Annotated in this window: 30 protein-coding genes and 1 tRNA gene; 23 read left to right on the top strand and 8 right to left on the bottom strand. The window is 63.9% G+C overall.

Features of this window, described 5'->3' with window-relative positions; translation table 11 throughout:
• Positions 1-3: 3 nt before the first annotated feature.
• From hisB to tatC, 10 genes are all read left to right on the top strand, one after another.
• Entirely contained in the window at positions 4-591 is a 588-nt protein-coding gene (gene hisB, locus KVP10_RS11270; protein ID WP_217964693.1) for an imidazoleglycerol-phosphate dehydratase HisB, read from the top strand.
• 132 nt (positions 592-723) lie between these two features.
• Complete coding sequence (gene hisH / locus KVP10_RS11265) at positions 724-1,374, top strand: imidazole glycerol phosphate synthase subunit HisH (protein WP_217964692.1); 651 nt, start codon at positions 724-726, stop codon at positions 1,372-1,374.
• Positions 1,375-1,454: 80 nt separating this feature from the next.
• Positions 1,455-2,198 carry a 1-(5-phosphoribosyl)-5-[(5-phosphoribosylamino)methylideneamino]imidazole-4-carboxamide isomerase gene (gene hisA / locus KVP10_RS11260; RefSeq protein WP_217964691.1) on the top strand — a complete coding sequence of 248 codons (744 nt, stop codon included), beginning with the start codon at positions 1,455-1,457 and terminating at the stop codon, positions 2,196-2,198.
• Between the two features lie 53 nt (positions 2,199-2,251).
• Positions 2,252-3,064: an imidazole glycerol phosphate synthase subunit HisF gene (gene hisF, locus KVP10_RS11255; RefSeq protein ID WP_343218722.1), complete on the top strand. Its 813-nt coding sequence runs from the start codon at positions 2,252-2,254 to the stop codon at positions 3,062-3,064.
• Positions 3,061-3,465, top strand: a complete 405-nt coding sequence (gene hisI / locus KVP10_RS11250; protein ID WP_217964689.1) for a phosphoribosyl-AMP cyclohydrolase — start codon at positions 3,061-3,063, stop codon at positions 3,463-3,465. Before hisF ends, hisI begins: the two co-directional genes overlap by 4 nt.
• Positions 3,462-3,818 (top strand): phosphoribosyl-ATP diphosphatase, encoded by a 357-nt coding sequence (locus KVP10_RS11245; RefSeq protein ID WP_217964688.1) that lies wholly within the window; start codon positions 3,462-3,464, stop codon positions 3,816-3,818. Before hisI ends, KVP10_RS11245 begins: the two co-directional genes overlap by 4 nt.
• A complete protein-coding gene (locus tag KVP10_RS21595) occupies positions 3,815-4,183 on the top strand; it encodes an HIT domain-containing protein (RefSeq protein ID WP_217964687.1) in 369 nt (122 codons plus the stop codon). Before KVP10_RS11245 ends, KVP10_RS21595 begins: the two co-directional genes overlap by 4 nt.
• A 15-nt stretch (positions 4,184-4,198) precedes the next feature.
• A complete protein-coding gene (gene tatA, locus KVP10_RS11235; RefSeq protein ID WP_217964686.1) occupies positions 4,199-4,432 on the top strand; it encodes a Sec-independent protein translocase subunit TatA in 234 nt (77 codons plus the stop codon).
• A gap of 55 nt (positions 4,433-4,487) precedes the next feature.
• Positions 4,488-5,036, top strand: a complete 549-nt coding sequence (gene tatB / locus KVP10_RS11230) for a Sec-independent protein translocase protein TatB (protein ID WP_217964685.1) — start codon at positions 4,488-4,490, stop codon at positions 5,034-5,036.
• The gene (tatC, locus tag KVP10_RS11225; protein WP_217964684.1) at positions 5,033-5,851 is read left to right on the top strand and encodes a twin-arginine translocase subunit TatC; all 819 of its coding nucleotides are present in this window, start codon (positions 5,033-5,035) and stop codon (positions 5,849-5,851) included. The genes tatB and tatC overlap by 4 nt, the downstream gene beginning before the upstream one ends.
• Positions 5,852-6,250: 399 nt before the next feature.
• On the opposite strand, the gene KVP10_RS11220 is transcribed toward tatC, so the two are convergent.
• Positions 6,251-7,414, bottom strand: coding sequence for a trypsin-like peptidase domain-containing protein (locus KVP10_RS11220; protein ID WP_217964683.1), 1,164 nt, complete (start codon positions 7,412-7,414; stop codon positions 6,251-6,253).
• Positions 7,415-7,430: 16 nt separating this feature from the next.
• Between KVP10_RS11220 and KVP10_RS11215 the strand changes: the two genes are divergently transcribed.
• Complete coding sequence (locus tag KVP10_RS11215; protein ID WP_217964682.1) at positions 7,431-8,207, top strand: Nif3-like dinuclear metal center hexameric protein; 777 nt, start codon at positions 7,431-7,433, stop codon at positions 8,205-8,207.
• A 182-nt stretch (positions 8,208-8,389) separates the two neighbouring features.
• Here KVP10_RS11215 and mscL read toward each other — a convergent pair whose 3' ends face one another.
• Positions 8,390-8,848, bottom strand: coding sequence for a large conductance mechanosensitive channel protein MscL (mscL, locus tag KVP10_RS11210; protein ID WP_217964681.1), 459 nt, complete (start codon positions 8,846-8,848; stop codon positions 8,390-8,392).
• Between the two features lie 123 nt (positions 8,849-8,971).
• Between mscL and petA the strand changes: the two genes are divergently transcribed.
• The 6 genes from petA (at position 8,972) to KVP10_RS11180 (ending at position 13,394) form a co-directional block, all read left to right on the top strand.
• Positions 8,972-9,616: a ubiquinol-cytochrome c reductase iron-sulfur subunit gene (gene petA / locus KVP10_RS11205; RefSeq protein ID WP_217964680.1), complete on the top strand. Its 645-nt coding sequence runs from the start codon at positions 8,972-8,974 to the stop codon at positions 9,614-9,616.
• 66 nt (positions 9,617-9,682) lie between these two features.
• Complete coding sequence (locus KVP10_RS11200) at positions 9,683-11,071, top strand: cytochrome b (RefSeq protein ID WP_217964679.1); 1,389 nt, start codon at positions 9,683-9,685, stop codon at positions 11,069-11,071.
• 23 nt (positions 11,072-11,094) lie between these two features.
• On the top strand, positions 11,095-11,943 hold the full coding sequence (locus KVP10_RS11195; protein WP_217964678.1) for a cytochrome c1: 849 nt from the start codon (positions 11,095-11,097) through the stop codon (positions 11,941-11,943).
• A 145-nt stretch (positions 11,944-12,088) separates the two neighbouring features.
• Positions 12,089-12,697 carry a glutathione S-transferase N-terminal domain-containing protein gene (locus tag KVP10_RS11190; RefSeq protein ID WP_217964677.1) on the top strand — a complete coding sequence of 203 codons (609 nt, stop codon included), beginning with the start codon at positions 12,089-12,091 and terminating at the stop codon, positions 12,695-12,697.
• Between the two features lie 8 nt (positions 12,698-12,705).
• A complete protein-coding gene (locus KVP10_RS11185) occupies positions 12,706-13,152 on the top strand; it encodes a ClpXP protease specificity-enhancing factor (RefSeq protein ID WP_217964676.1) in 447 nt (148 codons plus the stop codon).
• 166 nt (positions 13,153-13,318) lie between these two features.
• A tRNA-Thr gene (locus tag KVP10_RS11180) sits at positions 13,319-13,394 on the top strand.
• 94 nt (positions 13,395-13,488) lie between these two features.
• Here KVP10_RS11180 and KVP10_RS11175 read toward each other — a convergent pair.
• From KVP10_RS11175 to KVP10_RS11160, 4 genes are all read right to left on the bottom strand, one after another.
• Positions 13,489-14,679, bottom strand: coding sequence for an ISL3 family transposase (locus KVP10_RS11175; RefSeq protein ID WP_217964675.1), 1,191 nt, complete (start codon positions 14,677-14,679; stop codon positions 13,489-13,491).
• A 182-nt stretch (positions 14,680-14,861) separates the two neighbouring features.
• The gene (dnaQ, locus tag KVP10_RS11170; RefSeq protein WP_217964674.1) at positions 14,862-15,575 is read right to left on the bottom strand and encodes a DNA polymerase III subunit epsilon; all 714 of its coding nucleotides are present in this window, start codon (positions 15,573-15,575) and stop codon (positions 14,862-14,864) included.
• A 156-nt stretch (positions 15,576-15,731) separates the two neighbouring features.
• Positions 15,732-16,187 (bottom strand): ribonuclease HI, encoded by a 456-nt coding sequence (rnhA, locus tag KVP10_RS11165; RefSeq protein WP_217964673.1) that lies wholly within the window; start codon positions 16,185-16,187, stop codon positions 15,732-15,734.
• 291 nt (positions 16,188-16,478) lie between these two features.
• A complete protein-coding gene (locus KVP10_RS11160) occupies positions 16,479-17,228 on the bottom strand; it encodes a class I SAM-dependent methyltransferase (protein ID WP_246600586.1) in 750 nt (249 codons plus the stop codon).
• A 20-nt stretch (positions 17,229-17,248) separates the two neighbouring features.
• On the opposite strand from KVP10_RS11160, the gene gloB reads away from it, so the two are divergent.
• The 3 genes from gloB to fabI all read left to right on the top strand — a co-directional run bounded on the left by gloB (position 17,249) and on the right by fabI (position 20,426).
• Complete coding sequence (gloB, locus tag KVP10_RS11155) at positions 17,249-18,064, top strand: hydroxyacylglutathione hydrolase (protein WP_217964672.1); 816 nt, start codon at positions 17,249-17,251, stop codon at positions 18,062-18,064.
• A gap of 7 nt (positions 18,065-18,071) precedes the next feature.
• Positions 18,072-19,457, top strand: coding sequence for a transglycosylase SLT domain-containing protein (locus KVP10_RS11150; protein WP_217964671.1), 1,386 nt, complete (start codon positions 18,072-18,074; stop codon positions 19,455-19,457).
• 186 nt (positions 19,458-19,643) lie between these two features.
• Positions 19,644-20,426 (top strand): enoyl-ACP reductase FabI, encoded by a 783-nt coding sequence (gene fabI / locus KVP10_RS11145; RefSeq protein ID WP_217964670.1) that lies wholly within the window; start codon positions 19,644-19,646, stop codon positions 20,424-20,426.
• A gap of 80 nt (positions 20,427-20,506) precedes the next feature.
• Here fabI and trhO read toward each other — a convergent pair whose 3' ends face one another.
• Together trhO and KVP10_RS11135 are read right to left on the bottom strand one after the other, a co-directional pair.
• The gene (gene trhO, locus KVP10_RS11140; RefSeq protein WP_217964669.1) at positions 20,507-21,499 is read right to left on the bottom strand and encodes an oxygen-dependent tRNA uridine(34) hydroxylase TrhO; all 993 of its coding nucleotides are present in this window, start codon (positions 21,497-21,499) and stop codon (positions 20,507-20,509) included.
• Positions 21,500-21,725: 226 nt separating this feature from the next.
• Positions 21,726-22,052 (bottom strand): pentapeptide MXKDX repeat protein, encoded by a 327-nt coding sequence (locus KVP10_RS11135; protein WP_217964668.1) that lies wholly within the window; start codon positions 22,050-22,052, stop codon positions 21,726-21,728.
• 343 nt (positions 22,053-22,395) lie between these two features.
• Here KVP10_RS11135 and KVP10_RS11130 point away from each other — a divergent pair, with 343 nt between their 5' ends.
• From KVP10_RS11130 to queC, 3 genes are read left to right on the top strand one after another with little or no spacing between them, the layout of a single operon-like run.
• Positions 22,396-23,139, top strand: coding sequence for a response regulator transcription factor (locus KVP10_RS11130; RefSeq protein ID WP_217964667.1), 744 nt, complete (start codon positions 22,396-22,398; stop codon positions 23,137-23,139).
• Complete coding sequence (locus KVP10_RS11125) at positions 23,136-24,605, top strand: sensor histidine kinase (protein ID WP_217964666.1); 1,470 nt, start codon at positions 23,136-23,138, stop codon at positions 24,603-24,605. Before KVP10_RS11130 ends, KVP10_RS11125 begins: the two co-directional genes overlap by 4 nt.
• Before the next feature lie 36 nt (positions 24,606-24,641).
• Positions 24,642-25,352, top strand: coding sequence for a 7-cyano-7-deazaguanine synthase QueC (queC, locus tag KVP10_RS11120; RefSeq protein ID WP_217964665.1), 711 nt, complete (start codon positions 24,642-24,644; stop codon positions 25,350-25,352).
• Positions 25,353-25,387 lie beyond the last annotated feature (35 nt).

Genomic DNA, 25,387 nt, shown 5'->3' with positions numbered 1-25,387 from the left:
CCCATGCGCACCGCCGAAATCAGCCGCAACACCAATGAAACCCGCATCCGGGTCGCCATCGACCTGGACGGTACCGGCCGCCAATCGATAGACACCGGCGTGCCCTTTCTCGACCACATGCTCGACCAGATTGCGCGCCACGGCCTGTTCGATCTCGACATCAAGTGCCAGGGCGACACGCAAATCGATGACCACCACACGGTCGAAGACGTAGGCATCACGCTGGGCCAGGCCTTCGCGCAAGCCGTCGGCAACAAGGCCGGGCTGCGCCGCTACGGGCATTCCTACGTGCCGCTGGACGAGGCGCTGTCGCGCGTCGTGGTCGATTTCTCCGGCCGCCCAGGCCTGGAATTCCACGTGCCCTTCACGCGCTCGCACGTCGGCCGCTTCGACGTCGACCTGACGCGCGAATTCTTCCAGGGCTTCGTCAACCACGCGCTGGTGACGCTGCACATCGACAACCTGCGCGGGATCAACTCGCACCATCAGTGCGAAACGGTCTTCAAGGCCTTCGGCCGCGCCCTGCGCATGGCCACCGAGATCGACCCGCGCAGCGGCGGCAGCGTGCCGTCCACCAAGGGCGTGCTGTAATCTCCCGCGCGGCCCGCCGGCCCCCGCGCCGCCTCTGTTTGAACTATAGTCACACGCTCGTAGCCCTCTACCACTAGCTCAATGGCGGGAGCCGCCGTCGCCTCCGCCTCCAACGAACCGTCCGGACACAGTGTGAACACGATCGCCATCGTCGACTACGGCATGGGTAACTTCCACTCGGTTGCCCGCGCGCTGCGCGCCGCCGCTCCCGAAGCCGATATCAGGATCTGCCAGGAAGCGCAGGAAATCGATCGCGCCAGCCGCGTGGTCTTCCCCGGCCAGGGCGCCATGCCCGACTGCATGCGCACGCTGCGGGCCTCGGGGCTGATCGACGCGGTGCTGCGCGCCGCGCGCGAAAAACCCCTGCTGGGCGTATGCGTGGGCGAGCAGATGCTGTTCTCGCGCAGCGAAGAAGGCAACACGCCCTGCCTGGACATATTCCCGGGCCAGGTCAGGCGCTTCACCGGCCCGCAATTCGCCGACGGGCATGCCGCCGACGACGCGCCGCGCCTGAAGATCCCGCACATGGGCTGGAACCGCGTCAGGCAGACCCGGCGCCACCCCCTGTGGAACGGCATCGCGGACGACGCATATTTTTACTTCGTGCACAGTTACTACGCCGAACCCGCCGATCCGGCCCTGATTGTCGGGGAAACCCACTATGGATTAGGCTTTACCTGTGCGGTCGCAGCAGCTAACATTTTCGCAGTACAGTTCCATCCGGAAAAGAGCGCCAGCGACGGCCTGCAGCTGTATCGCAACTTCGTCAACTGGGCCCCCTGACGCCACGCCGCCGCCGGGGCAGCCTCCGGCTCACACCCTAATCGACTTACCCGTTCAGCCTTCACCGGCCATTACCGATCATGCTTCTCATCCCCGCCATTGACCTGAAAGACGGACGTTGCGTACGCCTGCGCCAGGGTGATCTCGACAATGCCACGGTATTTTCCGACGAGCCCGCCGCCATGGCGCAGCAGTGGCTGGACCAAGGAGCGCGGCGCCTGCACCTGGTCGACCTGAACGGCGCAGTGGCCGGCAAGCCGCGCAACGAAGCCGCCATCAAGGCCATCATCGATGCCGTCGGCGAAGACGTCTCGGTGCAGATCGGCGGCGGCATCCGCGACCTGGACACCATCGAGCGCTACCTCGACAACGGCATCTCCTACGCCATCATCGGCACCGCCGCCGTCAAAGACCCGGGCTTCCTGCGCGACGCCTGCAGCGCCTTTCCCGGCAACATCATCGTCGGGCTCGACGCGCGCGACGGCAAGGTGGCCACCGACGGCTGGAGCAAGCTCACGCGCCACGACGTGCTCGACCTGGCCCGCAAGTTCGAGGACTACGGCTGCGAGGCCATCATCTACACCGACATCGGGCGCGACGGCATGCTGTCGGGCGTCAACATCGAAGCCACGGTCAGGCTGGCCCGCAACGTCAAGATCCCCATCATCGCCTCGGGCGGTGTCACCGACCTGAAAGACATCGAGGCCTTGTGCGCGGTCGAAGAAGAAGGCGTCGAAGGCGCCATCCTCGGGCGCAGCCTGTACGAAGGCACGCTCGACTTCCAGGCCGCGCAAGACCTCGCGGACCAGCTCGGTGCGGCATGACCGCAAGCCTCGCGCAAGCAACGGACACCGCGCGGCCACAGGAAGATAAGCCCGTGAACACCAAACCGGATGCGGCCGCGGCCGCCGACGCGCTCACGCGGCGCATCATCCCCTGCCTGGACGTCACCGCCGGCCGGGTCGTCAAGGGCGTGAATTTCGTCGACCTGATCGACGCCGGCGACCCCATCGAAATCGCCCGCCGCTACGACGAGCAGGGCGCCGACGAGCTCACCTTCCTGGACATCACCGCCACCAGCGACGGCCGCGACCTGATCCTGCCCATCATCGAGGCCGTGGCCTCGCAGGTGTTCATCCCGCTGACCGTGGGCGGCGGCGTGCGCCAGGTCGGCGACATCCAGCGCCTGCTGAACGCCGGCGCCGACAAGATATCCATCAACAGCGCGGCCGTGGCCAACCCCGAACTGGTACGCGACGCGGCCGCCTACCACGGCTCGCAATGCATCGTGGTGGCCATAGACGCGCGGCGCGGCGCGGCCGACGGCACGGCCCCCCGCTGGGAGGTCTACACCCACGGCGGGCGCAAGGCCACCGGCCTGGACGCCGTGCAGTGGGCCCGCAAGATGGCTGAATACGGCGCCGGCGAAATCCTGCTGACCAGCATGGACCGCGACGGCACGCGCTCCGGCTTCGACCTGGAACTCACCCGGGCCGTCTCCGACGCCGTGGCGGTGCCCGTCATCGCCTCGGGCGGCGTGGGCGGCCTGCAGGACCTCGCCGACGGCGTGACCCTGGGCCGCGCCAGTGCCGTGCTGGCCGCCAGCATCTTCCACTACGGCCAGCACACCGTCCGCGAGGCCAAGGAATTCATGGCCCGCCTGGGTATTAAGGTACGATTGCCCTCATGAAACCCGATTCCGACTGGCTCTCCGACGTGAAATTCGGCCCCGACGGGCTGCTGCCGGCCATCGCACAAGACGCCGCCAGCGGCGCCGTGCTCATGGTGGCCTGGATGAACGCCGAGGCCCTGGCCGAGACCGCGGCCAGCGGCCGCGCCGTGTACTGGTCGCGCTCGCGCGGGCGCCTGTGGCGCAAGGGCGAAGAATCCGGCAACGTGCAGGCCGTCCGCGAAATCCGCCTCGACTGCGACGGCGACGTAATCCTGCTGAAAGTGGAACAACAAGGCGGCATCGCTTGTCATACAGGCAGGGCGAGCTGCTTTTTCCGCCGCCTGGACGGCGCCCCCGAAACGCCTGCCTGGACCACCGTCGACCCCGTCCTGAAAGACCCGGAACTGATCTACAAATGAGCCCCACCGCCGAATACGCCGACATCCTGGCGCGCCTTGCCGACACGCTCGAATCGCGCCTGCCCTCGCACGGCGGCGATCCGCGCTCGTCCTACTCGGCCGGCCTGCTGGCGCGCGGGCCCGACGCCTTCCTGAAGAAAATCGGCGAAGAAGCCACCGAACTGGTCATGGCGGCCAAGGACGGCGTGCCCGAGCGTATCGTCAGCGAAGCCGCCGACCTGTGGTTCCACACCCTGGTGGCGCTGACGCACTACAACTTGCGCCCCGAAGACGTGCTGCGCGAACTGGCGCGCCGCGAAGGCGTGTCCGGCCTGGCCGAAAAAGCCGCCCGGGGCGGCGGGGGCACGCCATGAACACCATGCGCCCGACCCGCAAGATGCCCGGGGCCGGTATTGCGTCCCGCGCCGCCCCCGAAAGCCGCGGCGCGCACGCGTTCCACCGCATCGGCACCGCCGCGCCGACGCACTTGCTACTTATTGCGAAACGCCATATTGTTTCAATACGAGGCCCGCAAGACGCGGACGCGCCGCGGTTGGGTAGAATGATGGCCCTGGCGTCCCGCGCAGCCCGCAAACACGGCCGCGGGCCGGATTGCCAGGGCGGTTTCCAACTGGTTTCCCAAGCGGGAACGAACGGAGGACAGGAAACCGCGCAATTGCATTTTCACACTATCGGGGGCGCCTGCCCCCGGAATAAAAAGGCGGCACCCGCCGTCTAAACGGAGAGCTCCATTATGGGTAGTTTCAGCATTTGGCACTGGTTGATCGTCCTGGTCATCGTCGCGCTGGTGTTCGGCACCAAGAAGCTGCGCAACGTCGGCGAAGACCTTGGCAGTGCCGTGAAAGGATTCAAGAAAGGCATGCGCGACGCCAACGAAGAGGCCGACGCCAAGCCCGAAGCCGTCACGCAGCGCGTCACCAACGGCGAGACGATCGACGTCCAGGCCAAGGAAAAAACCGACGCCTGACCACCACACGGTCTCGCGCCATTTCCTTTTTTCATTCCTGTAACCGGCCTTATCCATGTTCGACGTCAGCTTTAGCGAACTCATGCTTATCGGCATCGTGGCGCTCGTCGTCATCGGTCCGCAGCGCCTGCCCACCGTGGCCCGCACCATCGGCCACCTGGTCGGGCGCGCGCAGCGTTACGTCAACGACGTCAAGAGCGACATCCAGCGCGAAATGGACCTCGACGAGCTGCGCAACCTGAAGGGCCAGATGGAAGACGCGGCCCGCACCGTGCAGGCCTCGCTGGAAGAAACCTCTCAAGAACTGCAGCAAGCCAAGGATTCCCTGGCCGACGCCGCGCATTCCATGCAGGCCGAGCTGCAGGCGCCCCTGAAAAACGCCGAAGAAAAAGTCGCGCAAGCTGCCGCCAACGTCAGCGAAGCCGCCGCCGCGGCCGGCAAGCCGGTAGAAATCGCGGATGCCGCCGGGGCCGCCCCGGCGCTCGTCGACGATACGCAAAAATCCCTGCCCGGCTTCGCCGAGGCTAGCGCGCTGGCCGAGGCCGAACCGGCTGCACCTCCCACCAAATCCACGACCTCAACACCCAGCGGGACGCCAACGTGAAGCAGGACGCCAACGCGCAGCAGGAAGACGCCCCCCTCGAAGAAGATTCCTTCATCTCCCACCTGATCGAACTACGCACGCGCCTGATACGCGCGGCCATATCGGTATTGGTGATCTTCGTCATCCTGTTCATCTATCCCGGCGCCTCGAAGATCTACGATATTCTCGCCGCGCCGATGCTGGCCACTCTGCCCCAGGGCACGCGCATGATCGCCACCGGCGTGATCACGCCCTTCATGGTGCCCATTAAAGTAACGCTGCTGGCCGCGTTCCTGATCGCCCTGCCCATCGTGCTGTACCAGGCCTGGGCCTTCGTCGCGCCCGGGCTGTACAAGCACGAAAAACGCCTGGCCCTGCCGCTGATCATTTCCAGCACCTTCCTGTTCCTGCTGGGCATGGCGTTCTGCTACTTCGTGGTGTTTCGCACCGTCTTCCACTTCATCGCCCACTTCGCGCCCCATTCCATCACGCCGGCCCCTGACATCGAGGCCTACCTGAACTTCGTCATGACCATGTTCGTGGCCTTCGGCGTGACCTTCGAAGTCCCCATCGCCGTGATCCTGCTGGTCAAGACCGGCATCGTCACCGTCGAGAAACTGCGCTCCGTGCGCGGCTACGTGATCGTCGGCGCCTTCATCACCGCCGCCGTGGTCACTCCGCCCGACGCGCTCAGCCAGTTCATGCTGGCCTTCCCCCTGTGCCTGCTGTTCGAGATCGGCGTCTTCGCCGCCAGCCTGATCAAGAAACAAGACGCCAAGCGCGAAGCCGCGGAAGCCAAAGAATCCGCCGAAGTCGACGAATACCACGCCGAATAAGGGCTGACGCCGCCATTACCGGTAAAACGCGGCCGTCGCACGCCCCGACGCCCGCGCCGGCTGCCATGGCCGTAAGGGCCTTGCACCCCGTTCCCCTAGTACGCTTCTCCAACACGCCCCACTTCCCCCAAAACACGCCGCCGTCCAGCGCCGCGGGCGGCTGGGGCTGAGCAGGCTCGTCCGAGCCCGCCGCCACCGCAGGGCGTTTTGGGGGAGGCAAGGGAGGCTCTGTTTGAGCAACAAGGGTGCGGCCAGTCCGGGGGACTGGCCGCGTTGCGAGTTTGCCGACCGCACCCAAAACGCCCGGAGGTCAAGGGCAACCCCGGCGTAGCCGGGGTCGGGCGAGCGAGCCTGCTCAGCCCCAGCCGCCCGCGGCGCGGGTTAAGAAACCTAAAAACCTCAAGGCCGCGAGATGCGCGGCCGTATCCCCACCTTGGCCGACATCTCCATCGTCCGCCCCCCGCGCCGTATCGTCAGCGTAATCTCATGCCCTGGAGGCAGCCGCGCGATCTGGTTGAGGAAGCCGATCGTGTCGTACACCTCCTGGCCATCGATCTTCAGGATAATGTCCCCCACCCGGATTCCCGCCCGCCCGGCCGGCCCATTGCGCAGCACCGTCGCAACAATCACCCCATCATCGCGGCTCAGGCCGAAGGCATGGGCCAGATCCGGCGTAATGTCCTGCGGCTCGATGCCCAGCCAACCGCGCGTCACCGACCCCGTGGCAATGATCTGCTCCATGATCTTGTGCGCAGCCTGCGACGGGATCGCAAAACCTATGCCCAGCGAACCCCCGTTCTCGGAATAAATCGCCGTATTGATCCCGACCAGATGCCCCTGCGTATCAATCAGCGCCCCGCCCGAATTGCCCGGATTGATCGCCGCATCGGTCTGGATGAAATTCTCGTAGATATTGATGCCCAGCCGATTGCGCCCCAGCGCCGAGACAATCCCCATCGTCGTCGTCTGCCCCACGCCGAACGGATTGCCGATCGCCAGCACCACATCGCCCACCTTGACCTGGCGGTCGCCATTGAACATGATCGGCGTCAAATGCGGCAGATCCACCTTCAGCACCGCAAGATCACTGTCCGGATCCGCGCCCACCAGCTTCGCCTTGGTCTGCCGGCCGTCGCTCAGCGCCACCTCGATCGCCTCGGCCGACTCGATCACATGGTAGTTGGTCAAAATATAGCCATCGGCGCGCACGATCACGCCCGAACCCAGATTGGTCGTCTGCTTGCGCCGGCTGAAGCCGGGCAGCTCGCGGAACAAGCGGTTCAACTGCGGGTCGTTCGGCAGCGGCACCACCGGCACCCGCACCTGCTTGCTGGTGTACACATTCACCACCGAAGGCGTGGCCAGCGCCACCGCCGCCGCGTAAGACACATAAGGCAGCTCGGCGGCCGCGCCGCCCGCGGCGGGAGCCGCCGTCGAGGCGACCGGCTGCGATGCAGGCCCGCGCGCCGAATGCAGCCAATCGGGGCGCAAAGTCGCCACGATGAATAAAATACCGAGGCAGACCGTTACTGTCTGGGCGAATAGCAACCACAATCGACGCATAAGGCAACAGACGAAAATGAATCAGGTTTCCACGCGAGAACTGGCCCGCTGGCTGGACGCCACCCTACAGCCCCAGCGCTTCCGGGACTATTGCCCCAACGGCCTGCAGGTCGAAGGCACCGACACAATTACGCACATTATCACCGGAGTCACGGCCTCCCACGAGCTGATCGAAGCGGCCGTCGCAAAAAAGGCCGACGCCATATTGGTGCATCACGGCTGGTTCTGGAAAAACGAAGACCCTTGCATACGCGGCCCCAAACGCGCCCGCCTCGCCCTGGCCTTGAGCCACGGACTGAACCTGTACGCCTATCACTTGCCCCTGGACGCCCACCCCACACTGGGAAATAACGCCCAGTTGGCGCGCGTGCTGGGCTTCGAACCGCTGCGCGGCGATGCCGGCCAAGCCCTTACCTGCGGCCCCGACGACCTGGTCTGGCTGGGCACGCCGGGAGTCCCAGCCACCCTACAAGATCTCGGCACGCATATTTGCAATGCCTTACATCGCCAACCCTTGGTTGTTGGGAATCCACAACAGAAACTGGAACGCATCGCCTGGTGCACCGGCGCGGCGCAAGGCATGATCGAAGCCGCCACTGCAGCGGGGGCCCAGGCCTACGTCACCGGCGAGGCCTCGGAACAGACCTACCACTGGGCACGCGAAACCGGCACCGGCTTCATCGCCGCCGGCCACCACGCCACCGAACGCTACGGCATACAGGCCCTGGGCCAGGCCGTCGCCCGCGAATTCGGCATCGAAGTGGAATTCGTCGACATCGACAACCCTATCTGAATGGCGGCGCCGGACGGCGCGCACAGATTCGGGCATCGGCATTCGCCATCACAGCCCGGGATCCTGGCATGACAGCGCATGCACAGCGGCCGCGGCCGCGGCCGCGGCGGTGGCGCCGTGGCCGAACCCGCAGCGCAATCACCACCGCAGACAAAAACCGGCGCGGCAAGCCGCGCCCGGCATCACGACTGCTGCTTCTTGAGCAGATCGCGGATTTCCTGCAGCAGCACCACATCGGCCGCGGGAGCGGCGGGTGCGGCCTCTTCCTGCTTGACCAGCTTCTCGCGCGCAGAGTTCGCCGCCTTTACCAGGCAGAACACCACAAAAGCCAGCAGGATGAAATTGATCAGGATGGTGAGGAAATTGCCCCAGGCCAGTACCACCGCCCCGGCCTTGGTCAGGTCGGCATAAGTATGCGGGCCGTTATAGTTGGCGGGCTGCGAAAGTACCCAGAACAGGTTGGTAAAATCCACCTTCCCGCCCAGAAGGAAGCTGATGATGGGCATGATCACGTCTTTCACCAGCGAATCGATGATCTTTCCGAAGGCCGCGCCGATGATCACACCGACGGCCAGATCGATCATGTTCCCTTTCACTGCAAACTGGCGGAATTCAGCAAGAAAACCCGTGGCTTTGCTCATTGTTTCACCCTCTTTCGATTTCGCCCACATCGGGCTGACGCTATAATACGCGGTTGCTAGGCTTTTACATTGAAAAAAACAGTGAATGGTAATGCCCCTGGAGGGCATCAATAAGGATACAAGATGAGTCAGGATAAGACACAGCTCGATGACGCGGGCGCGGTAGATCCCAATCTTCCGCCCGACCCTTCGCGCCGTTTCTGGGTCGCCTCCGCCTGTGCGGTGGGCGGCGTCGCGGGCGTTGCCACTGCGGTGCCTTTCGTCACGTCCTTTGCGCCTTCCGAAAGGGCGAAGGCGGCCGGAGCCCCGGTGGAAGTCGACCTCACCTCCCTCGCTCCGGGCGAAATCCGCACCGTCGCCTGGCGTGGCAAGCCGGTCTGGATCATGCACCGCACCCCCGAGCAAATCAAAGACCTGCCGAAAAACGATCCCCTCCTCGCCGACCCCCATTCCGACCGCCCTGGCTTCACCCCCCCCTTCGCCAAAAACGAATACCGTTCGCGCAAACCCGAATACCTGGTTCTCGTCGCCATCTGTACCCACCTGGGCTGCGTCCCCACGCCGCACTTCGAAGTGGGCGCGCAACCGGGCCTGCCTGCCTCCTGGGAAGGCGGATTCCTTTGCCCCTGCCACGGTTCCACCTACGACCTGTCCGGCCGCGTGTTCAAGAACGTTCCCGCGCCCGACAACCTCGAGGTACCGCCTTACGCGTTCTCGGCCGACGGCACCAAGCTGACCATCGGCATCGATGAAACCAACAAGGCCTGAGCGCTTCCCCGCGAAGCCGCACAGCAACTAGGCATAGAATCCAAAAGATAATCAAGGAGCCGTTTCATGGCTGGCGAAAAAACCGTCGAGACCACTGGGCTTTTGGGCTGGATAGACAGGCGTTTCCCGCTGACATCCACCTACAAGGCGCACCTGTCCGAATACTACGCACCCAAGAACTTCAATTTCTGGTATTTCTTCGGCTCACTGGCGCTGCTGGTGCTGGTGATCCAGATCGTGACCGGCATCTTCCTGGTCATGAACTACAAGCCCGACGCCAAGCTGGCCTTCCTGTCGGTCGAGTACATCATGCGCGAAGTGCCGTGGGGCTGGCTGATCCGCTACATGCACTCCACCGGCGCCTCGATGTTCTTCGTGGTGGTCTACCTGCACATGCTGCGCGGGCTGTTCTACGGCTCGTACCGCAAGCCGCGCGAACTCGTGTGGGTCTTCGGCGTGGCCATCTTCCTGTGCCTGATGGGCGAAGCCTTCTTCGGCTACCTGCTTCCCTGGGGCCAGATGTCCTACTGGGGCGCCCAGGTGATCGTCAACCTGTTCTCGGCCATCCCCTACATCGGGCCTGAACTGTCGATCTGGATCCGCGGCGACTACGTCGTGTCCGACGCCACCCTGAACCGCTTCTTCGCCTTCCACGTCATCGCCATCCCGCTGGTGCTGCTGGGCCTGGTCGTGGCGCACATCGTGGCGCTGCACGAAGTCGGCTCGAACAACCCCGACGGCGTCGAAATCAAGCAAGGCCCCAAGGACAGCAACGGCCATCCGCTGGACGGCATTCCGTTCCACCCCTACTACACCGTCCACGACATCATGGGCGTGGCGGGCTTCCTGCTGGTGTTCGCGGCCATCATCTTCTTCGGCCCCGAAATGGGCGGCTACTTCCTGGAAAGCAACAACTTCATCCCGGCCGATTCGCTGAAGACGCCGCCGCACATCGCCCCGGTCTGGTACTTCACGCCGTTCTACTCGATGCTGCGCGCCACCACCAGCGACTTCACCTGGGTGCTGTCGGCGGGCGCCATCATCGCCGCCATCGCGCTCTTCATCAAGGGCGGCCTGCGCGGCTTCTGGCGCATCCTGGTGCCGGTCATCCTGATCGTCATCGCCATACTCATGAAGACCCTCGACGCCAAGTTCTGGGGCGTGGTCGACATGGGCGGCTCGGTCGTGATCCTGTTCTTCCTGCCCTGGCTCGACCGCTCGCCGGTCAAGTCGATACGCTACCGCCCCACCTGGCATAAATTCCTGTATGCGCTTTTCATCCTGACATTCCTGGTCCTGGGTTTCATCGGCACCAAGCCGCCCAACCCGACGTACAACATCATCAGCCAGATCGGAACCGTGATCTACCTGGGCTTCTTCCTGCTGATGCCCGTCTGGAGCCGCCTCGGCACGTTCAAGCCGGTTCCCGAACGCGTCGTGTTTCACGCCCACTAGGCCCTATACTGTACGGAACGATCATGATTAAAAAGCTGCTTGGCGCCATCGCCATATCTCTTGCCTTCACGTCCGTATGTTCGGCCGAGGGCGGATATCCGCTGGACACCGCGCCCAATCGCATCAACGACTTGGCTTCGCTGCAACACGGCGCCAAGCTGTTCGTCAACTACTGCCTGAGCTGCCACAGCGCCAACGCCATGCGCTACAACCGCCTGGCCGACCTCGGGCTGACCGACGACGAAATCAAGAAGAACCTGCTGTTCACCAGCACCAAGGTCGGCGACCTGATGCACGTGGCCATGACGCCCGCGGACGGCAAGAAATGGTTCGGCTCGGCGCCCCCTGACCTGTCGGTAATGGCTCGCGCCAAGTCCGAGAACTTCGGGCCTTCCGGCGTGGACTACATCTACACCTACCTGCGCACCTTCTATCGCGACACCACCAAGCACACCGGCTGGGACAACCTGGTGTTCCCGAACGTCGCCATGCCCAACGTGCTGTGGCAACTGCAAGGCCAGCGCACGCTGACCCGCACCGCCATCGCCCCCAAAGAAGGCAAGGACGGCAAGGAAGAATGGGTGCAGACCACCACCACGTTCGATCCGCAAGGCTATTCCACGGTCAAGACCGAAGCCCTGCAGAACTATAACGGCCCGGAAATCAGCAAAGACATATTCACCCCGGTCGACCCCGCCCAGTCCGCGGCCTACGACAACGACGTAGCCGACCTGAGCAACTTCCTCGGCTGGATGGCCGAGCCGGCCCAGTTGTTCCGCAAGCGCCTGGGCGTCTGGGTGATGCTGTTCCTGGCCCTGTTCCTGCTGGTGGCCTGGAGGCTGAACGCGGCCTACTGGAAGAAAGTCAAGTAGCCGCTGCAACACCCCGGCAGCCGGCTGATCGCTTAAGCTGCCGGTCAAGAAAATAGGCGTATAAGTAATGAATACGCCTATTTCCCTTTTGTAGGCCGCCCATATCCGCGCGCCTTTGTTTCCTTTTTACGACGGAACCCACGATATGATGGTGCTCTATTCAGGAACGACCTGCCCCTTCTCCCAACGCTGCCGCTTCGTGCTGTTCGAAAAAGGCATGGATTTCGAGATCCGGGACATCGACCTCTACAACAAGCCCGAAGATATCGCGGTCATGAACCCCTACGGCCAGGTACCCATCCTGGTCGAGCGCGACCTGGTGCTATACGAATCCAGCATCATCAACGAATACATCGACGAGCGCTTCCCGCACCCGCAGCTCATGCCGGCCGATCCCGTCATGCGCGCGCGCACCCGGCTGTTTCTCTACAACTTCGAGAAAGAGCTGTTCGTGCATGTTTCCGTGCTGGAAAACCGCGGCGAAACCGACAACAAGGCGCTGGACGACGCCCGCCACAGCATCCGCGATCGCCTGGCGCAACTCGCCCCCATGCTGATCAAGAACAAATACATGCTGGGCGAAGAATTCTCCATGCTGGACGTGGCCGTGGCGCCGCTGCTGTGGCGCCTGGACCACTACGGCATCGAGCTGCCCAAGAACGCCGCCCCCATCCAGAAATACGCCGAACGCATTTTCTCGCGCCCGGCCTACATCGAGGCGCTCACGCCTTCCGAAAAGGTGATGCGCCGCTGAACGTCCCCATGTCCGAGACTTCCACCAAGCCCTACCTGATCCGCGCGCTGCACGAATGGTGCACCGACAACGGCTACACGCCTCACATCGTCGTGACCGTGGATGCCAACACCATCGTGCCCCGCGCGCACATCCATGACGGCCAGATCACGCTGAACATCGGCACGCTGGCCACCAACCGCTTGAGCATGGGCAATGAATTCATCGAATTCCAGGCCCGCTTCAGCGGGGTGACCGAACAGATATTCGTTCCCGTTTCGGCAGTGTCCGCCATCTACGCCCGCGAAACCGGCGCCGGCATGGGCTTCGAGGTCGAACCCTCGCAGCCCCACGCCGCGGCCGAGCCTGGCGATAGCGGCAAGCCCCAGCCCGCCGCCACTCCCGCTGCCGAGGGCAAGCCCGACGGCGGCCCCGACGACGACCCCAAGCGCCCGCGCCTGACCATCGTCAAATAGCGCGTCTCCCGCCGCCTGGCGCCGGCGCCCTGCCCGGCACCGCCGCACCAGAAGGCGACACCAACGTACTGCGGTAACCACCTCTGTCCGGCCATTTCTGCCCGGCCGCCGAAACCCTCGCCGCCGCTGCGGCACCGCCCCAAAAACCCTGTAGAATTAGGCCTTCGCCGGTTTAGCTCAGTTGGTAGAGCAGCGCACTTGTAATGCGAAGGTCAAGGGTTCGACTCCTTTAATCGGCACCAATCGAATCAAGCACTTACGCCAGCCTTTCGGGGCTGGCGTTTTTGTCTTCTGAAATTCGGGCTCTACCCCATAAACGGGGGATCAGGGCATTCATTACACTCGGTTAATCACCCCGTTCCAACCGCACTGGGCCAAGACCCGCATGCGGTAATTCTCAAAATTCCTGAAGCCATACGCCCGGCGCGAGAGCATTTCCATCTTCGTGTGGAAGCCTTCGGTGATCCCATTGGACTTGGTGAAGCGCCACATGCGCACGATGGGCTCGAGCCACGATAGTAGCGTAGCGGCCAGCGCCTTGGCCGGGCTTTGTTCAAATTGACGGATCAGGGCCAGGAACTGGGGCAGCATCTGCTTGGCCCGCTTGGCCTTCAGGCTCTTCATGACCAGAAACCCGTTCAGTTGCTGTTTGGCAAAGTACAGCGCCCGCAGCACGGGCGATTGGGCCAGGTACTGGTGCAATCGTTCCTTTTGCACGGAGGACAGATGCCAGTGATGGCGACGCATCAGGCTCAACAAGCCCCGGTTCTTGCGCCCCTCGGGATCGTGCTGCTGCCAGAGCCTCAGAAAATGCTGGTTCACCAGTCGGACGACATGAAAGCGATCCGCCACAATCATGGCGTTGGGAAAGTACTGCTGGGCAATGCGTCGATAGGTCTCGGACAAGTCCATCACAATCACGCGCACGTGCTCGCGGCCCGGTAAACGCTTCAAATAGCCGTGTAGGCTTGCCGCAGAGCGGCCCAGCACCACATCGAACACCTTGTGGTGCCTCAAATCGACCAGCGTGGTGGCATAGCCCTTCTTATGGCTAAAGAAATGCTCATCGATGCCCAGCACCTGAGGACAACTTCGGCCCGACAGCTCTGAGACCCGTTGCCGGATAAAGGACTGGTACCAGCGCTCGACCGTGGCGCTGCCGATGCGGTGCGTGTGCGACAGTTGACGCTGGCTGACGCCCCCGTCGTGGGCCTCGAAAACCTCCAGGCGATACGCCTCGGTGGCACGGCGCCGTGGGCGGATGCCCGCAAAGCGATGGCGGAAATAGCGATTGCAATCGGTGCAGTGATACTTGGGCACGGCCAAGTGCAGCACCATCAGCTGGTTGCCTTGGCGGGTGTGCTTGAGCGTACGCTGGTGCGTCGCCTTAATTCGTACCGCCTCTCGCTGGCAATGTATGCATGCCAGGCGCTTGGCCGGCCGGGCCCAGACATGGATCTCTCGGCCACGCTGCACGCGTTCTATGAATACATCTCGGATTCCTAAGATAGAATCTACTGGGGACATCGGTATTCGCTCCATTAAGCTCGTTCTTCGCAAAAACAAGTTTAATGAATACCGCTTGTCCCCCGTTCATGAGGAAGAGCCATATCAGACCCGCATGGTTATTGGCCTTGCGGGTTTTTTAGTGTCTCCCGCGAGGCCTTTTCCCGGCCCGGCACGTCCTGCTTGTCGGCGAGTGCCTCCCGTCAGGCCGCGGTATCGGCACGCCAGACGCAGGGTTTGCCGGCGGCCTTGTCCAAGGAGTCGAGGTAGGCCTCGTGCTCGGCCAGTTCTTCGGCGCTGGCGCCGATCACGGGAAGGTTCGAGGCGTCGAATTTCTCGATACGCGCACCCTGCACGCCGGGAGTGCTGCCGGTCGGCTCGAAATCCATCAGCAGCGCATCCTGGCCGCGGGTCATGGCCAGCCAGACCTCGGCCAGCAGTTCCGAGTCGAGCAAAGCGCCGTGCAAGGTACGGTGGGCATTGGAAATGCCGTAGCGCTCGCACAGGGCGTCCAGGGAGTTGCGCTTGCCCGGATGCAGTTCGCGCGCGTAGAGCAGCGAATCGGTAATGCTGTCGCACATATCGTCGAACGAAGGCCCCTTCAGCCTCGCGAATTCGGCGTTGAGGAATTTGCGGTCGAAGGGCGCGTTGTGGATGATGATTTCGGCGCCCTTGACGTACTCGGCGATCTGGCCGGCGACCTCCGCGAAGCGCGGATGGCCCGACAAAAATTCGGTGGTCAGGCCGTGGATCTGCAGCGCCTCGGGGTCGCTGTCGCGATCGGGATTGATGTACAGGTGCAGATGGTTGCCCGTAAGGCTGCGGTTGATCATCTCCACGCAGGCGATTTCGATCACCCTGTGGCCCTGCGCGGGCTCCAGGCCGGTGGTTTCTGTATCCAGGACTATCTGGCGCATGGGGTGAATCCTCAGCAAATATTCCAAATGCGGCGTCCGGCGGGGATGCCTGGTGGCGTGGCGCCACGGGAACCCCAGGACTATGCAGGCACGGAGGCCGCAAGCGTACGAGGCCGCGGCAGCACATCTACGGCGGACGGCAACGATTTGGTAATTTTACCGTCGCTGTGCGCCGACCTGCGCCACGCCCTGGTTGGCCAACTGGTCGGCGCGCTCGTTGCCCGGGTCGCCGGCGTGGCCGCGCACCCAGCGCCAGCTCAGCTCGTGCTCTCGCACCAGGGCATCCAGTTCCTGCCACAGGTCAGCGTTCTTCACCGGCTTCTTGTCGGCGGTGAGCCAGCCGCGCCGCTTCCAGCCGGGCAGCCATTCGGTCATGCCCTTCTGCACGTATTGCGAATCGGTGTGCACCACGACGGTGCAACGACGTTTCAAGGCCTTGAGCGCCTGGATCACCGCCAGCAGTTCCATGCGGTTGTTGGTGGTCTGGGGCTCGCCCCCGAACAAGGTCTTCTCGTGCGCGCCCTGGCGCAGCAGCGCGCCCCAGCCGCCGGGCCCCGGATTGCCCTTGCAGGCGCCATCGGTCCAGATATCTACTTGTGCTTCATTTGTCATTATTCGTCATTGTGTGCATTGCGCATATTGCAGCGGCCGCCGGCCGCCCGCATCGCCAGATCGGGCGCATTCAGGGCTGGGACTATACCGCAAGGCCGCCGGCCCGGCGAACGGCACGGCCCTGCTCCGCCAAAAACGCAATGATCCCGAGATCACGGACAAAAGAGGAAGGGGCAAGACGAGGATACAAATATGCGCGACGACGCGCCTTCGCAAATGTAAATGTATGGAAAATGCGCGGCTATATATGTATGGAAGATACGCGGCGCGCGCGGAACGCGCCCGCACCGCTCAGCAATCCGAATGGCGGCTGGTCACCACGGCCCCGCGGCGCACGCGCTTTTTCTTCTGCTTCCAGGCCGGGCCCACCAGCCGCACGGCCGCCACCCGCTTGACCGCAGAAACGACATACGCCGCGCCGCATACCGGCCACCAGCGGTCGCCGGCCGCCTCCATGAACGACCAGCGCCTGAGCCACTTGTCGGTCTGGCAAGGCGGGGCGTAACAGCCGAAACGGCCGCGATCGACCTCGAAGGCCAGCAATTTGAACCAGTCTTTCAGGCGCGGCAGCGACACCTGCAGGTGGGTGGCGACGGGCATCAGGGGCTCCAGCCCCGGCACGCGTTCGCGCGCCCCCCACAGGCTCCATGGATTGAAGCCGGATATCACGACGCGGCCTTCAGGCATCAGCACTCTTTCGGCCTCGCGCAGGATCTGGTGCGGGTTGCTGGAACATTCCAGCACGTGCGGCAGCACCAGCAGGTCGAGGCTCTGGGTCTCGAAGGGCAGGTTTTCGGGATCGGCCACCAGGGCCATGGGGCGTGCCGCCAAGGCAGCGTCCTGCAGCACGTGGGTATAGGTCTTGTAGGGCACGCGGTTCGACTGCAGCGTGTCCCATTCGGGCAGGCCGACCTGTACCGCATGGTAGCCGAACACGTTGGCGACCATGCCATCGACCTGGCGCTGCTCCCAGGCCTGCACGTACAAGCCCGCCGGAGATTTCAGCCACTCGGCCAGTTCTACAATAATGGACTGATCCAAAGACCCGCGTCTCCCTGACTATGGCACATACGATACCCGACCCCGCCTCGGACCGGATACAACTGGTTCCCGTACCTGCACTATCCGACAACTATATATGGATGGCCTACAGCGACAGCCACGCCATCGTGGTCGACCCCGGCGAGGCCGCCCCGGTGCAAGGGCTGCTCGACCGCTACGGCCTGGCGCTGGACGCCATACTACTGACCCACCACCATGGCGACCATGTGGGCGGTGCCCGGGAATTGCAGGCTCGCAGCGGCGCCACGGTCTATGGCCCGGCCCGGGAACAACTGCCGGTCTGCGACCACAGATTGGAACAAGGTGACGCTATTTTCCTGGAAAACCTGGATTTACGCCTGGAAGTACTGGATATTCCCGGCCACACTGCGGGCCACATCGCCTATTTTGGGCGCATGAACCAGGGTAAACCCTTGGTTTTCTGCGGCGATACGCTATTTTCCGGGGGTTGCGGGCGATTATTTGAAGGCACGCCCGCCCAAATGTACGATTCTGTGAGTAAACTTAGGGCTTTACCGCTGGATACACTTGTTTGTTGTGCTCACGAGTACACTCTAGCAAATTTGCGCTGGGCACTTCAAGTCGAACCCGGTAATGACGCTCTGCAAGAATGGTGGAAAGCAGCACAAGGCCTGCGTGCGCAAGGCCTGCCCACCCTGCCCACGACCATAGGCGCCGAGCGGGATTTCAACCCTTTTTTACGCACTCAACAGGAAAGCGTGGCCAAGGCCGCCCGGATCCAGTCCGGAGAGCGGCTGGATTCAGCTGTAACGGTTTTCGCGGCCCTGCGTGCATGGAAGGATCACTTTAAATGAATCGCCGATGAAATTCCTGCGACTATTCATTCTGCTTGTCACGGCCGCGCTTGCCGGCTGTGCCGCCAACAATACCCACCAGTACGCCTGGCAAAAGCACAATTACTCCGCCGCCGAGACATCGCGCACCGTCGACCTCACCCACCCTCCCAAGGACATCTGGGATCGCATCCGCCGCGGCTTCGCCATTCCCAACCTGAACAACGACCTGACCCAGTACTGGACGGACTACTATGCCTCGCACCCCGAGGCCATAGAGCGCATGAGCGAGCGCGCCAGCAAGTACTTGTACTACGTCGTCCAGGAAATCAACCGCCGCGGCCTGCCCACCGAACTGGCGCTGCTGCCCTTCGTGGAAAGCGCCTACAACCCCACCGCCTACTCGCGCGCCCACGCCTCGGGGCTGTGGCAGTTCATTCCCAGCACCGGCCTGCACTACAACCTGCAGCAAACCTGGTGGCGCGACGAGCGCCGCGACCCGATAGCCTCGACCAACGCCGCGTTGGACTACCTCAGTTACCTGTACCAGTTGCAGGGCGACTGGTACCTGGCCCTGGCCTCGTACAACTGGGGGGAAGGCTCGGTACAGAAGGCCATGAGCAAGAACGCCAGCAACGGCGACTTCGTCGACTACAGCTCCATAAGCATGCCCGACGAGACACGCAACTACGTGCCCAAGCTGCAGGCCATCAAGAACATCATCGCCAACCCCCAGAAATACGGCATCGTGCTGCCTGAAATCAGCAACACGCCCTATTTCACCACCGTGCAGAAGTCGCGCGACATGGACATAGCCGTGGCCGCCAAGCTGGCCGAAATGTCGGTCGACGACTTCAAGGCGCTCAATGCCTCGTTCAATCGGCCCATCATCCTGGGCGAGCATCACCCCACGCTGCTGCTGCCGGTGAACCGGGTGGACATCTTCAACGCCAACCTGGAAGCCTACAAGGGACGCCTGAGCTCCTGGCAAACCTACAAGGCCCATCGCGGCGAATCGTACGTGGCGATCGCCAAGCGGCACGGCATGAGCGTAAGCCAATTGCGGGCGGTCAACGGCATAAGCGGCTCGCGCACCAGGGTGGCCCAGGTGCTGCTGGTATCCAAGCCCGGCAACGATGCCGGCGGCGGCAGCATACAGTTGGCGTCCCTCGAAGTGCCTGAAGAAAAAGAGGCCTCGGTGCGCGTGACGCACGGCAGGCACAACGACATCGTCATCCGGCGCCACAGGGTCAACGTCCGCACCCATACCGTGCGGCACGGAGACACCCTGTATTCGCTGGCCAGGCGCTACAAGACCACCGTGCAGGAATTGCGCAGGCTCAACAACCTGAAGAAAGGTACGCTGGCGATCGGCAAGCAACTGCGAGTGCCGGGCACGGGCGTGCGGGGTTGATGTCGCGACAGGCACGGGCCTGAAGCCCGGGCCCGTGACGCGCAAGGCCGGCGCCCGGCCGTCGCAGGGCCCCTCGACGCAGTATCATCTGCCGCAAGGCCGCCTGGCGCAGATCCGCTTGGCGCCGGGTCGCCTGGCGACCGGACCGCTACGGCCACACCACTACACAACACAGAGGATCACACCATGGGTTTCCTGAACGGCAAGCGCATCCTGGTCACGGGCGTGCTTTCCAACCGCTCGATCGCCTACGGCATCGCGCGCGCCTGCCATCAACAAGGCGCGCAATTGGCCTTCACCTACGTGGGCGACCGCTTCAAGGACCGCGTCGGCGAATTCGCCGCCGAATTCGGCAGCGACATCGTGCTGCCTTGCGACGTAGCCGACGACGCCCAGATCGATGCGGCCATGAGCGCGCTGCAATCCCGCTGGGACGGACTGGACGGGCTGGTGCACTCCATAGGCTTCGCGCCCCGCGAAGCCATCGCCGGCGATTTTCTCGACGGCCTGTCGCGCGAAGCCTTCCGCGTCGCCCACGACATCTCGGCCTATAGCTTTCCGGCGCTGGCCAAGGCCGCGCTGCCGCTGCTCAAGGGCCGCAGCAGCTCGGTGCTGACGCTGACCTACCTGGGTGCCGAAAAAGTCGTTCCCAACTACAACACCATGGGCCTGGCCAAGGCCTCGCTGGAAGCCAGCGTACGCTACCTGGCCAGCGCGCTCGGCCCGCTGGGCATACGCGCCAACGCGATTTCCGCCGGCCCCATCAAGACCCTGGCGGCCAGCGGCATCAAGGATTTCTCGTCGATCCTGAAATTCGTCGAGGCGAACGCCCCGCTGCGCCGCAACGTCACCATCGAAGACGTCGGCAATGTCGCCGCCTTCCTGCTGTCGGACCTGGCGGCGGGCGTCACGGGCGAAATCACCCACGTGGACGCGGGCTTCTCCACCGTCACGCCGGGCATGGAATAAGGCGCGCAGCGCGCTCCTGGCGGGCGAGCCGCTGATACAGGGCCTTTGCGGCGCCACTGAGGCGCCGCCGCGAATGCGAGTCAGCTCGGTTCCGCCTCAGGCATATCCGCCACTGTCGCACCCGCCGCCGTCGCATCCGCCGCAGGAGCGAGCCGCACGCCGACATGCCTGCGGCCGCGGCCACGCGCCAGATCGACCTGCCTCTGGCGCTCGGCAAAGCGCTGCTTGCGTGCATCGTCGTGGCGGCCGTGGCAGTGCGGGCAGCTTACGCCCTCGACATAGAATTCCGACAATTTGTCCTGTTCGCTGACGGGTTGGCGGCAGGCGCGGCATAAGCCGTAGCTGCCGCGCTCCAGGCCATGGACGACCGACACGCGCTCGTCGAAGACGAAGCATTCGCCCTGCCAGCGGCTGTCCTCGGCGGCGACGTTTTCCAGGTACTTGAGTATGCCGCCTTCCAGGTGGTAGACCTCGTCGAAGCCCTGTGTGCGCAGATAGGCGGTGGATTTCTCGCAGCGTATGCCGCCGGTGCAGAACATGGCCACCCGGGATTTGCCGCTGAGCACGCCGCCGGGCTGCGATTGGGTGCGTACCCAATCGGGAAATTCGGAAAAGCTGGAGGTGTGCGGATTCACGGCGCCGGCAAACGAACCTATCGACACCTCGTAGTCGTTGCGGACATCCACGACCACGACTTGCGGATCGTCGACGAGCCGGTTCCAGTCCGCCGGCCCGACATAAGTGCCCGCCATGGACTGCGGCTGGATATCCGGCACGCCCATGGTGACGATCTCGCGCTTGAGCTTGACCTTCATGCGGTAGAACGGCATCTCGCCGGCCCACGATTCCTTGTGCGACAGATCGGCCATGCGCGGATCGGCGCGCAAGTGCGCGAGCACGGCATGGACGCCCGCCTGCGGCCCCGCTATGGTGCCGTTGATGCCTTCTGCGGCCAGCAGCAAAGTGCCTTTGACCCCATGGGCCTCGCAATAGTCCAGCAGGGGGCCCCGCAACGCGGCGTGGTCTTCGAGCCGGACGAATTTATAGAGTGCGGCGACCAGGAATTTCGACATGAGGGGAGAGGCTAGTGTGGAAAAATGACAGCCCCGGAATCTCTCGACGAACCGGGGCTGCGTCATTTTAACGCGGCCGACGTCCGAGCCCGCCTAACCTGCCTGCCTAACCTGCCTGCCTAACCTGCCTGCCTAACCTGCCTGCCTAACCACCCGGCCCGACGCCGGGCCGAAACACCACGCGCGGCAAGCGCACCCACCCGGTCATTCCGCTTGCTGCCAGCCCCTATTTCTTCATGCCGTTCTTGTCCATGCCGTCCATGGCGTTCTTGCCCATGGAATCCTTCGACATCTTGCCCTTGCCCATGGACTGCTTGTGCATGGATCCCTTCCCCATGCCGTTCTTGGACATGGAGTCTTTAGACATCGAACCCTTGGACATCGAACCCTTGGACATGGAATCTTTGGACATGCTTCCCCCGGACATGTCATGACTCATCATGCCCGATTTCGACATGGAGTCTTTATGCATGCTGTCGGCCGCGGCAGCGGCCGTCATGGAGCCCACGGCCAGAATGGCTGCCGCCAGGCATGGAATGGTGATTTTCCTCATGATGCTTCTCTCCGTAAGAACGTGCCGCTGAATGAGCGGCTTCGCATTTCGAGTCCGATTGCCGCCGAATCCGCTATAGGCCGGACCTTCCCGGTAGCCTCGCTGCATCGAGCGAGAGGCAAACGAAAATCCGGGCAAGGGCGACATAAGCATTATTCCTCGCCACAGTTCCCGAAATCCTCACGTAAAGTTAAATTAATTGTGATAATTGACGGCGCCGGATTTGCGCATAATGACAGCGGACGGCCCGCCGGACACACCCAGCGCAGCGAGCCGGCGCCGATGCAAGCGCCCGCTTGCCCTACGGCGCAGTAATCTTTTAGCGCGAACAAGCCCGAATCCCATGGACGCCAGGAAACACATACTCGTGGTGGAAGACGACCGCCACATCGCCGAGCTGCTCTGCCTGCACCTGGGCGACGAAGGCTATGAGGTCGCGCACGCGGCCGACGGCGTCGAAGGCCTGCGGCTGCTGGAAAACGGCGCCTGGGACGCCCTGGTCCTGGACCTGATGCTGCCCGGCATGGACGGCCTGGAACTGTGCAAGCGCGCCCGCTCCATGGCCCGCTATACGCCCATCATCATCACCAGCGCGCGCTCCAGCGAAGTGCATCGCATACTGGGACTGGAGCTGGGCGCCGACGACTATCTCGCCAAGCCGTTTTCCATGCTGGAACTGGTGGCCCGCGTCAAGGCGCTGCTGCGGCGCAGCGACGCCATGGCACGCGACTTGCGCGCCGACGCCGGCATGCTGGACCTGGACGGCCTGCGCATCGATCCGCTGGCGCGTGTCGCCAGCCTGGATGGCCACGCCATAGACCTGACGCCGCGCGAGTTCGACCTGCTGTATTTTTTCGCACGCCACCCGGACCAGGTGTATTCGCGGCTCGACCTGCTGAACCAGGTCTGGGGCTATATGCATGACGGCTACGAGCATACCGTCAACACGCACATACACCGGCTGCGCAACAAGATCGAGGCCGACCCGGCCGACCCGCGGCGCATCCTCACGGTATGGGGACGGGGCTACAAATTTTCGGCGGCGCCGGCCGCCGGCGGCGCCACGGCTCAGGGGGCAGCGCCTTGAACCGCCTGACGCTGACCCAGCGCCTGTCGGCGGTGTTCGCCGTGCTGCTGCTGGCCTGCTTCGGCGCATCAGCGTGGCTGCAGGTCGCCGGCAGCACCCGGCACGAACAAGAGATCGTGCAGCGCGTGTCCCTGGACCTGGCGCGCCAGATCGCCGGCAACAGCCAATTGATGGACAGTGCAGGCTTGCGGCCGCAGGCGGTGCGCCGGCTGTTCTCGCAATTGATGGCGGTCAACCCCAGCGTCGAGGTCTATCTGCTCGACCCGCAGGGCCGCATCATGGGCAACGACGCTCCCCCGGGCCACCTGAAGCGCGACAGCGTGGATGTCGCGCCCATCCGCCAACTGCTGGCGGGCGCGCCGCTGCCGGTGCTGGGCGACGATCCGCGCAGCCTGCACGGCCGCAAGGTGTTCAGCGCCGCCCCGCTGTATATCGACGGCCGCGACCATGGCTATATCTACGTGGTGCTGATGGGCGAGAATCGCGACGCCCTGGCCGCCGACCTGAATGCCAGTTCCACCCTGCATACCGTCATCTGGTCGATCGCACTGGTGGCGCTGCTGGGCCTGATTGCCGGGCTGGTCGCTTTCCAGCTCATTACCCGGCCCTTGCGCAAGCTGACCGCAGCGGTGCGCGATTTCGACAGCGGCGACTCCGCCGCGGTGCTGCCACCGGCGCCGCCCCTGAACGGCGGCGAGCGCGACGAGATCCTGGTGCTGCGCCAGGCGTTCGGCCAGATGGCGCAGCGCATCAGCGACCAATGGGCGGAACTCAGCCGGCAGGACCAGGATCGCCGCGAAATGGTGGCGAATATTTCGCACGACCTGCGCACGCCGCTGACTTCTTTGCATGGCTATCTCGAAACCCTGCTGCTGAAGGCCGACACGCTCGATGCCGCCGAACGCCGCCGCTATCTCGAGATTGCGCTGGGCCAGAGCCGCAAGGTGGGCCGCCTGGCCCAGGAACTGTTCGAACTGGCGCGCCTGGAATCCGGCCTGGTGCAGGCCGAGAAAGAAGATTTCTCGCTGGCCGACCTGGTGCAGGACGTGTTCCAGAAATTCGAGCTGGCCGCCGAGGCGCGCCAGTTGCGCCTGCGCGCCGACATGCCGCGTCCCCTGCCTGCAGTCTCCGCCGACCTGGGCATGATCGAGCGCGTGCTGACCAATCTGCTGGACAATGCGATCCGCCACAGCCCGCCCCGCGGCACTGTGTGCGTGGCCCTGCATAAGCAAGGGGCAAGCGTAGGCGTGCGGATCAGCGACGAAGGCCCCGGCGTCCCCGCGGAATTGCGCGAGACGCTGTTCAAGAGGCCTTCGGCCTTCAGCCGCGGCGACCACGAAGGCGGCGGCCTCGGCCTGCTGATCGTGCGCCGCATTTTGCAACTGCACGGCAGCGACATCCGCCTGGAGCAAGGCGCCGGCGCAGGGGCCACGTTCAGCTTCGAGCTGCCCGCGGCAGGCTCCTGATCCATACATACACACGCGACACACCCCACGATCATCATGCACGACAAAGCACTCGTACTCTTTTCCGGAGGCCAGGACTCCACCACCTGCCTGGCCTGGGCCCTGCAGCGCTATGCGCAGGTCGAGACCATAGGCTTCGACTACGGCCAGCGCCATGCCGTCGAACTCGAGTGCCGCAAGACGGTGCTCGAGGCCCTGCGCGCCGGCCGCCCCGACTGGGCCGAGCGCCTGGGCGAGGATCACATGCTGGACCTGGGCGTGCTCGGGCGGCTCAGCGACACCGCACTGACCCGTGACGCCAGCATCGCGTTCGAGCGCAACGGCCTGCCCAACACCTTCGTACCTGGGCGCAACCTGCTGTTCTTCACCTTTGCCGCGGCCCTGGCCTACCGCCGCGGGCTGTCGGTGCTGGTCGGCGGCATGTGCGAAACCGATTATTCGGGCTATCCGGACTGCCGCGACAACACCTTGAAATCGCTGCAGGTCTCGCTCAGCCTGGGCATGGATATGCCGCTGGTCGTGGAAACCCCGCTGATGTGGCTGGACAAGGCCGCGACCTGGCGGCTGGCGGAGCAAATCGGCGGCCGGCTCCTGGTGGAATTGATCAAGGAAAGCACCCACACCTGCTACCTGGGCGAACGCCGCCAGCGCCATCCCTGGGGCTATGGCTGCGGCGCCTGCCCCGCCTGCGAACTGCGGGCCAAAGGCTACGCAAACTATATGAGCGCACAAGCAGCCACAGACTGATACGGGTTTGAGGCTAGAATGAGCCTCCACCGTAT

The sequence above is a fragment of the Candidimonas humi genome (genome assembly GCF_019166065.1).
Taxonomy (GTDB): Bacteria; Pseudomonadota; Gammaproteobacteria; order Burkholderiales; family Burkholderiaceae_B; genus Candidimonas; species Candidimonas humi.
Note: the sequence above shows the minus strand (reverse complement) of the source record. Positions and strands in the feature narration are given on the sequence as shown.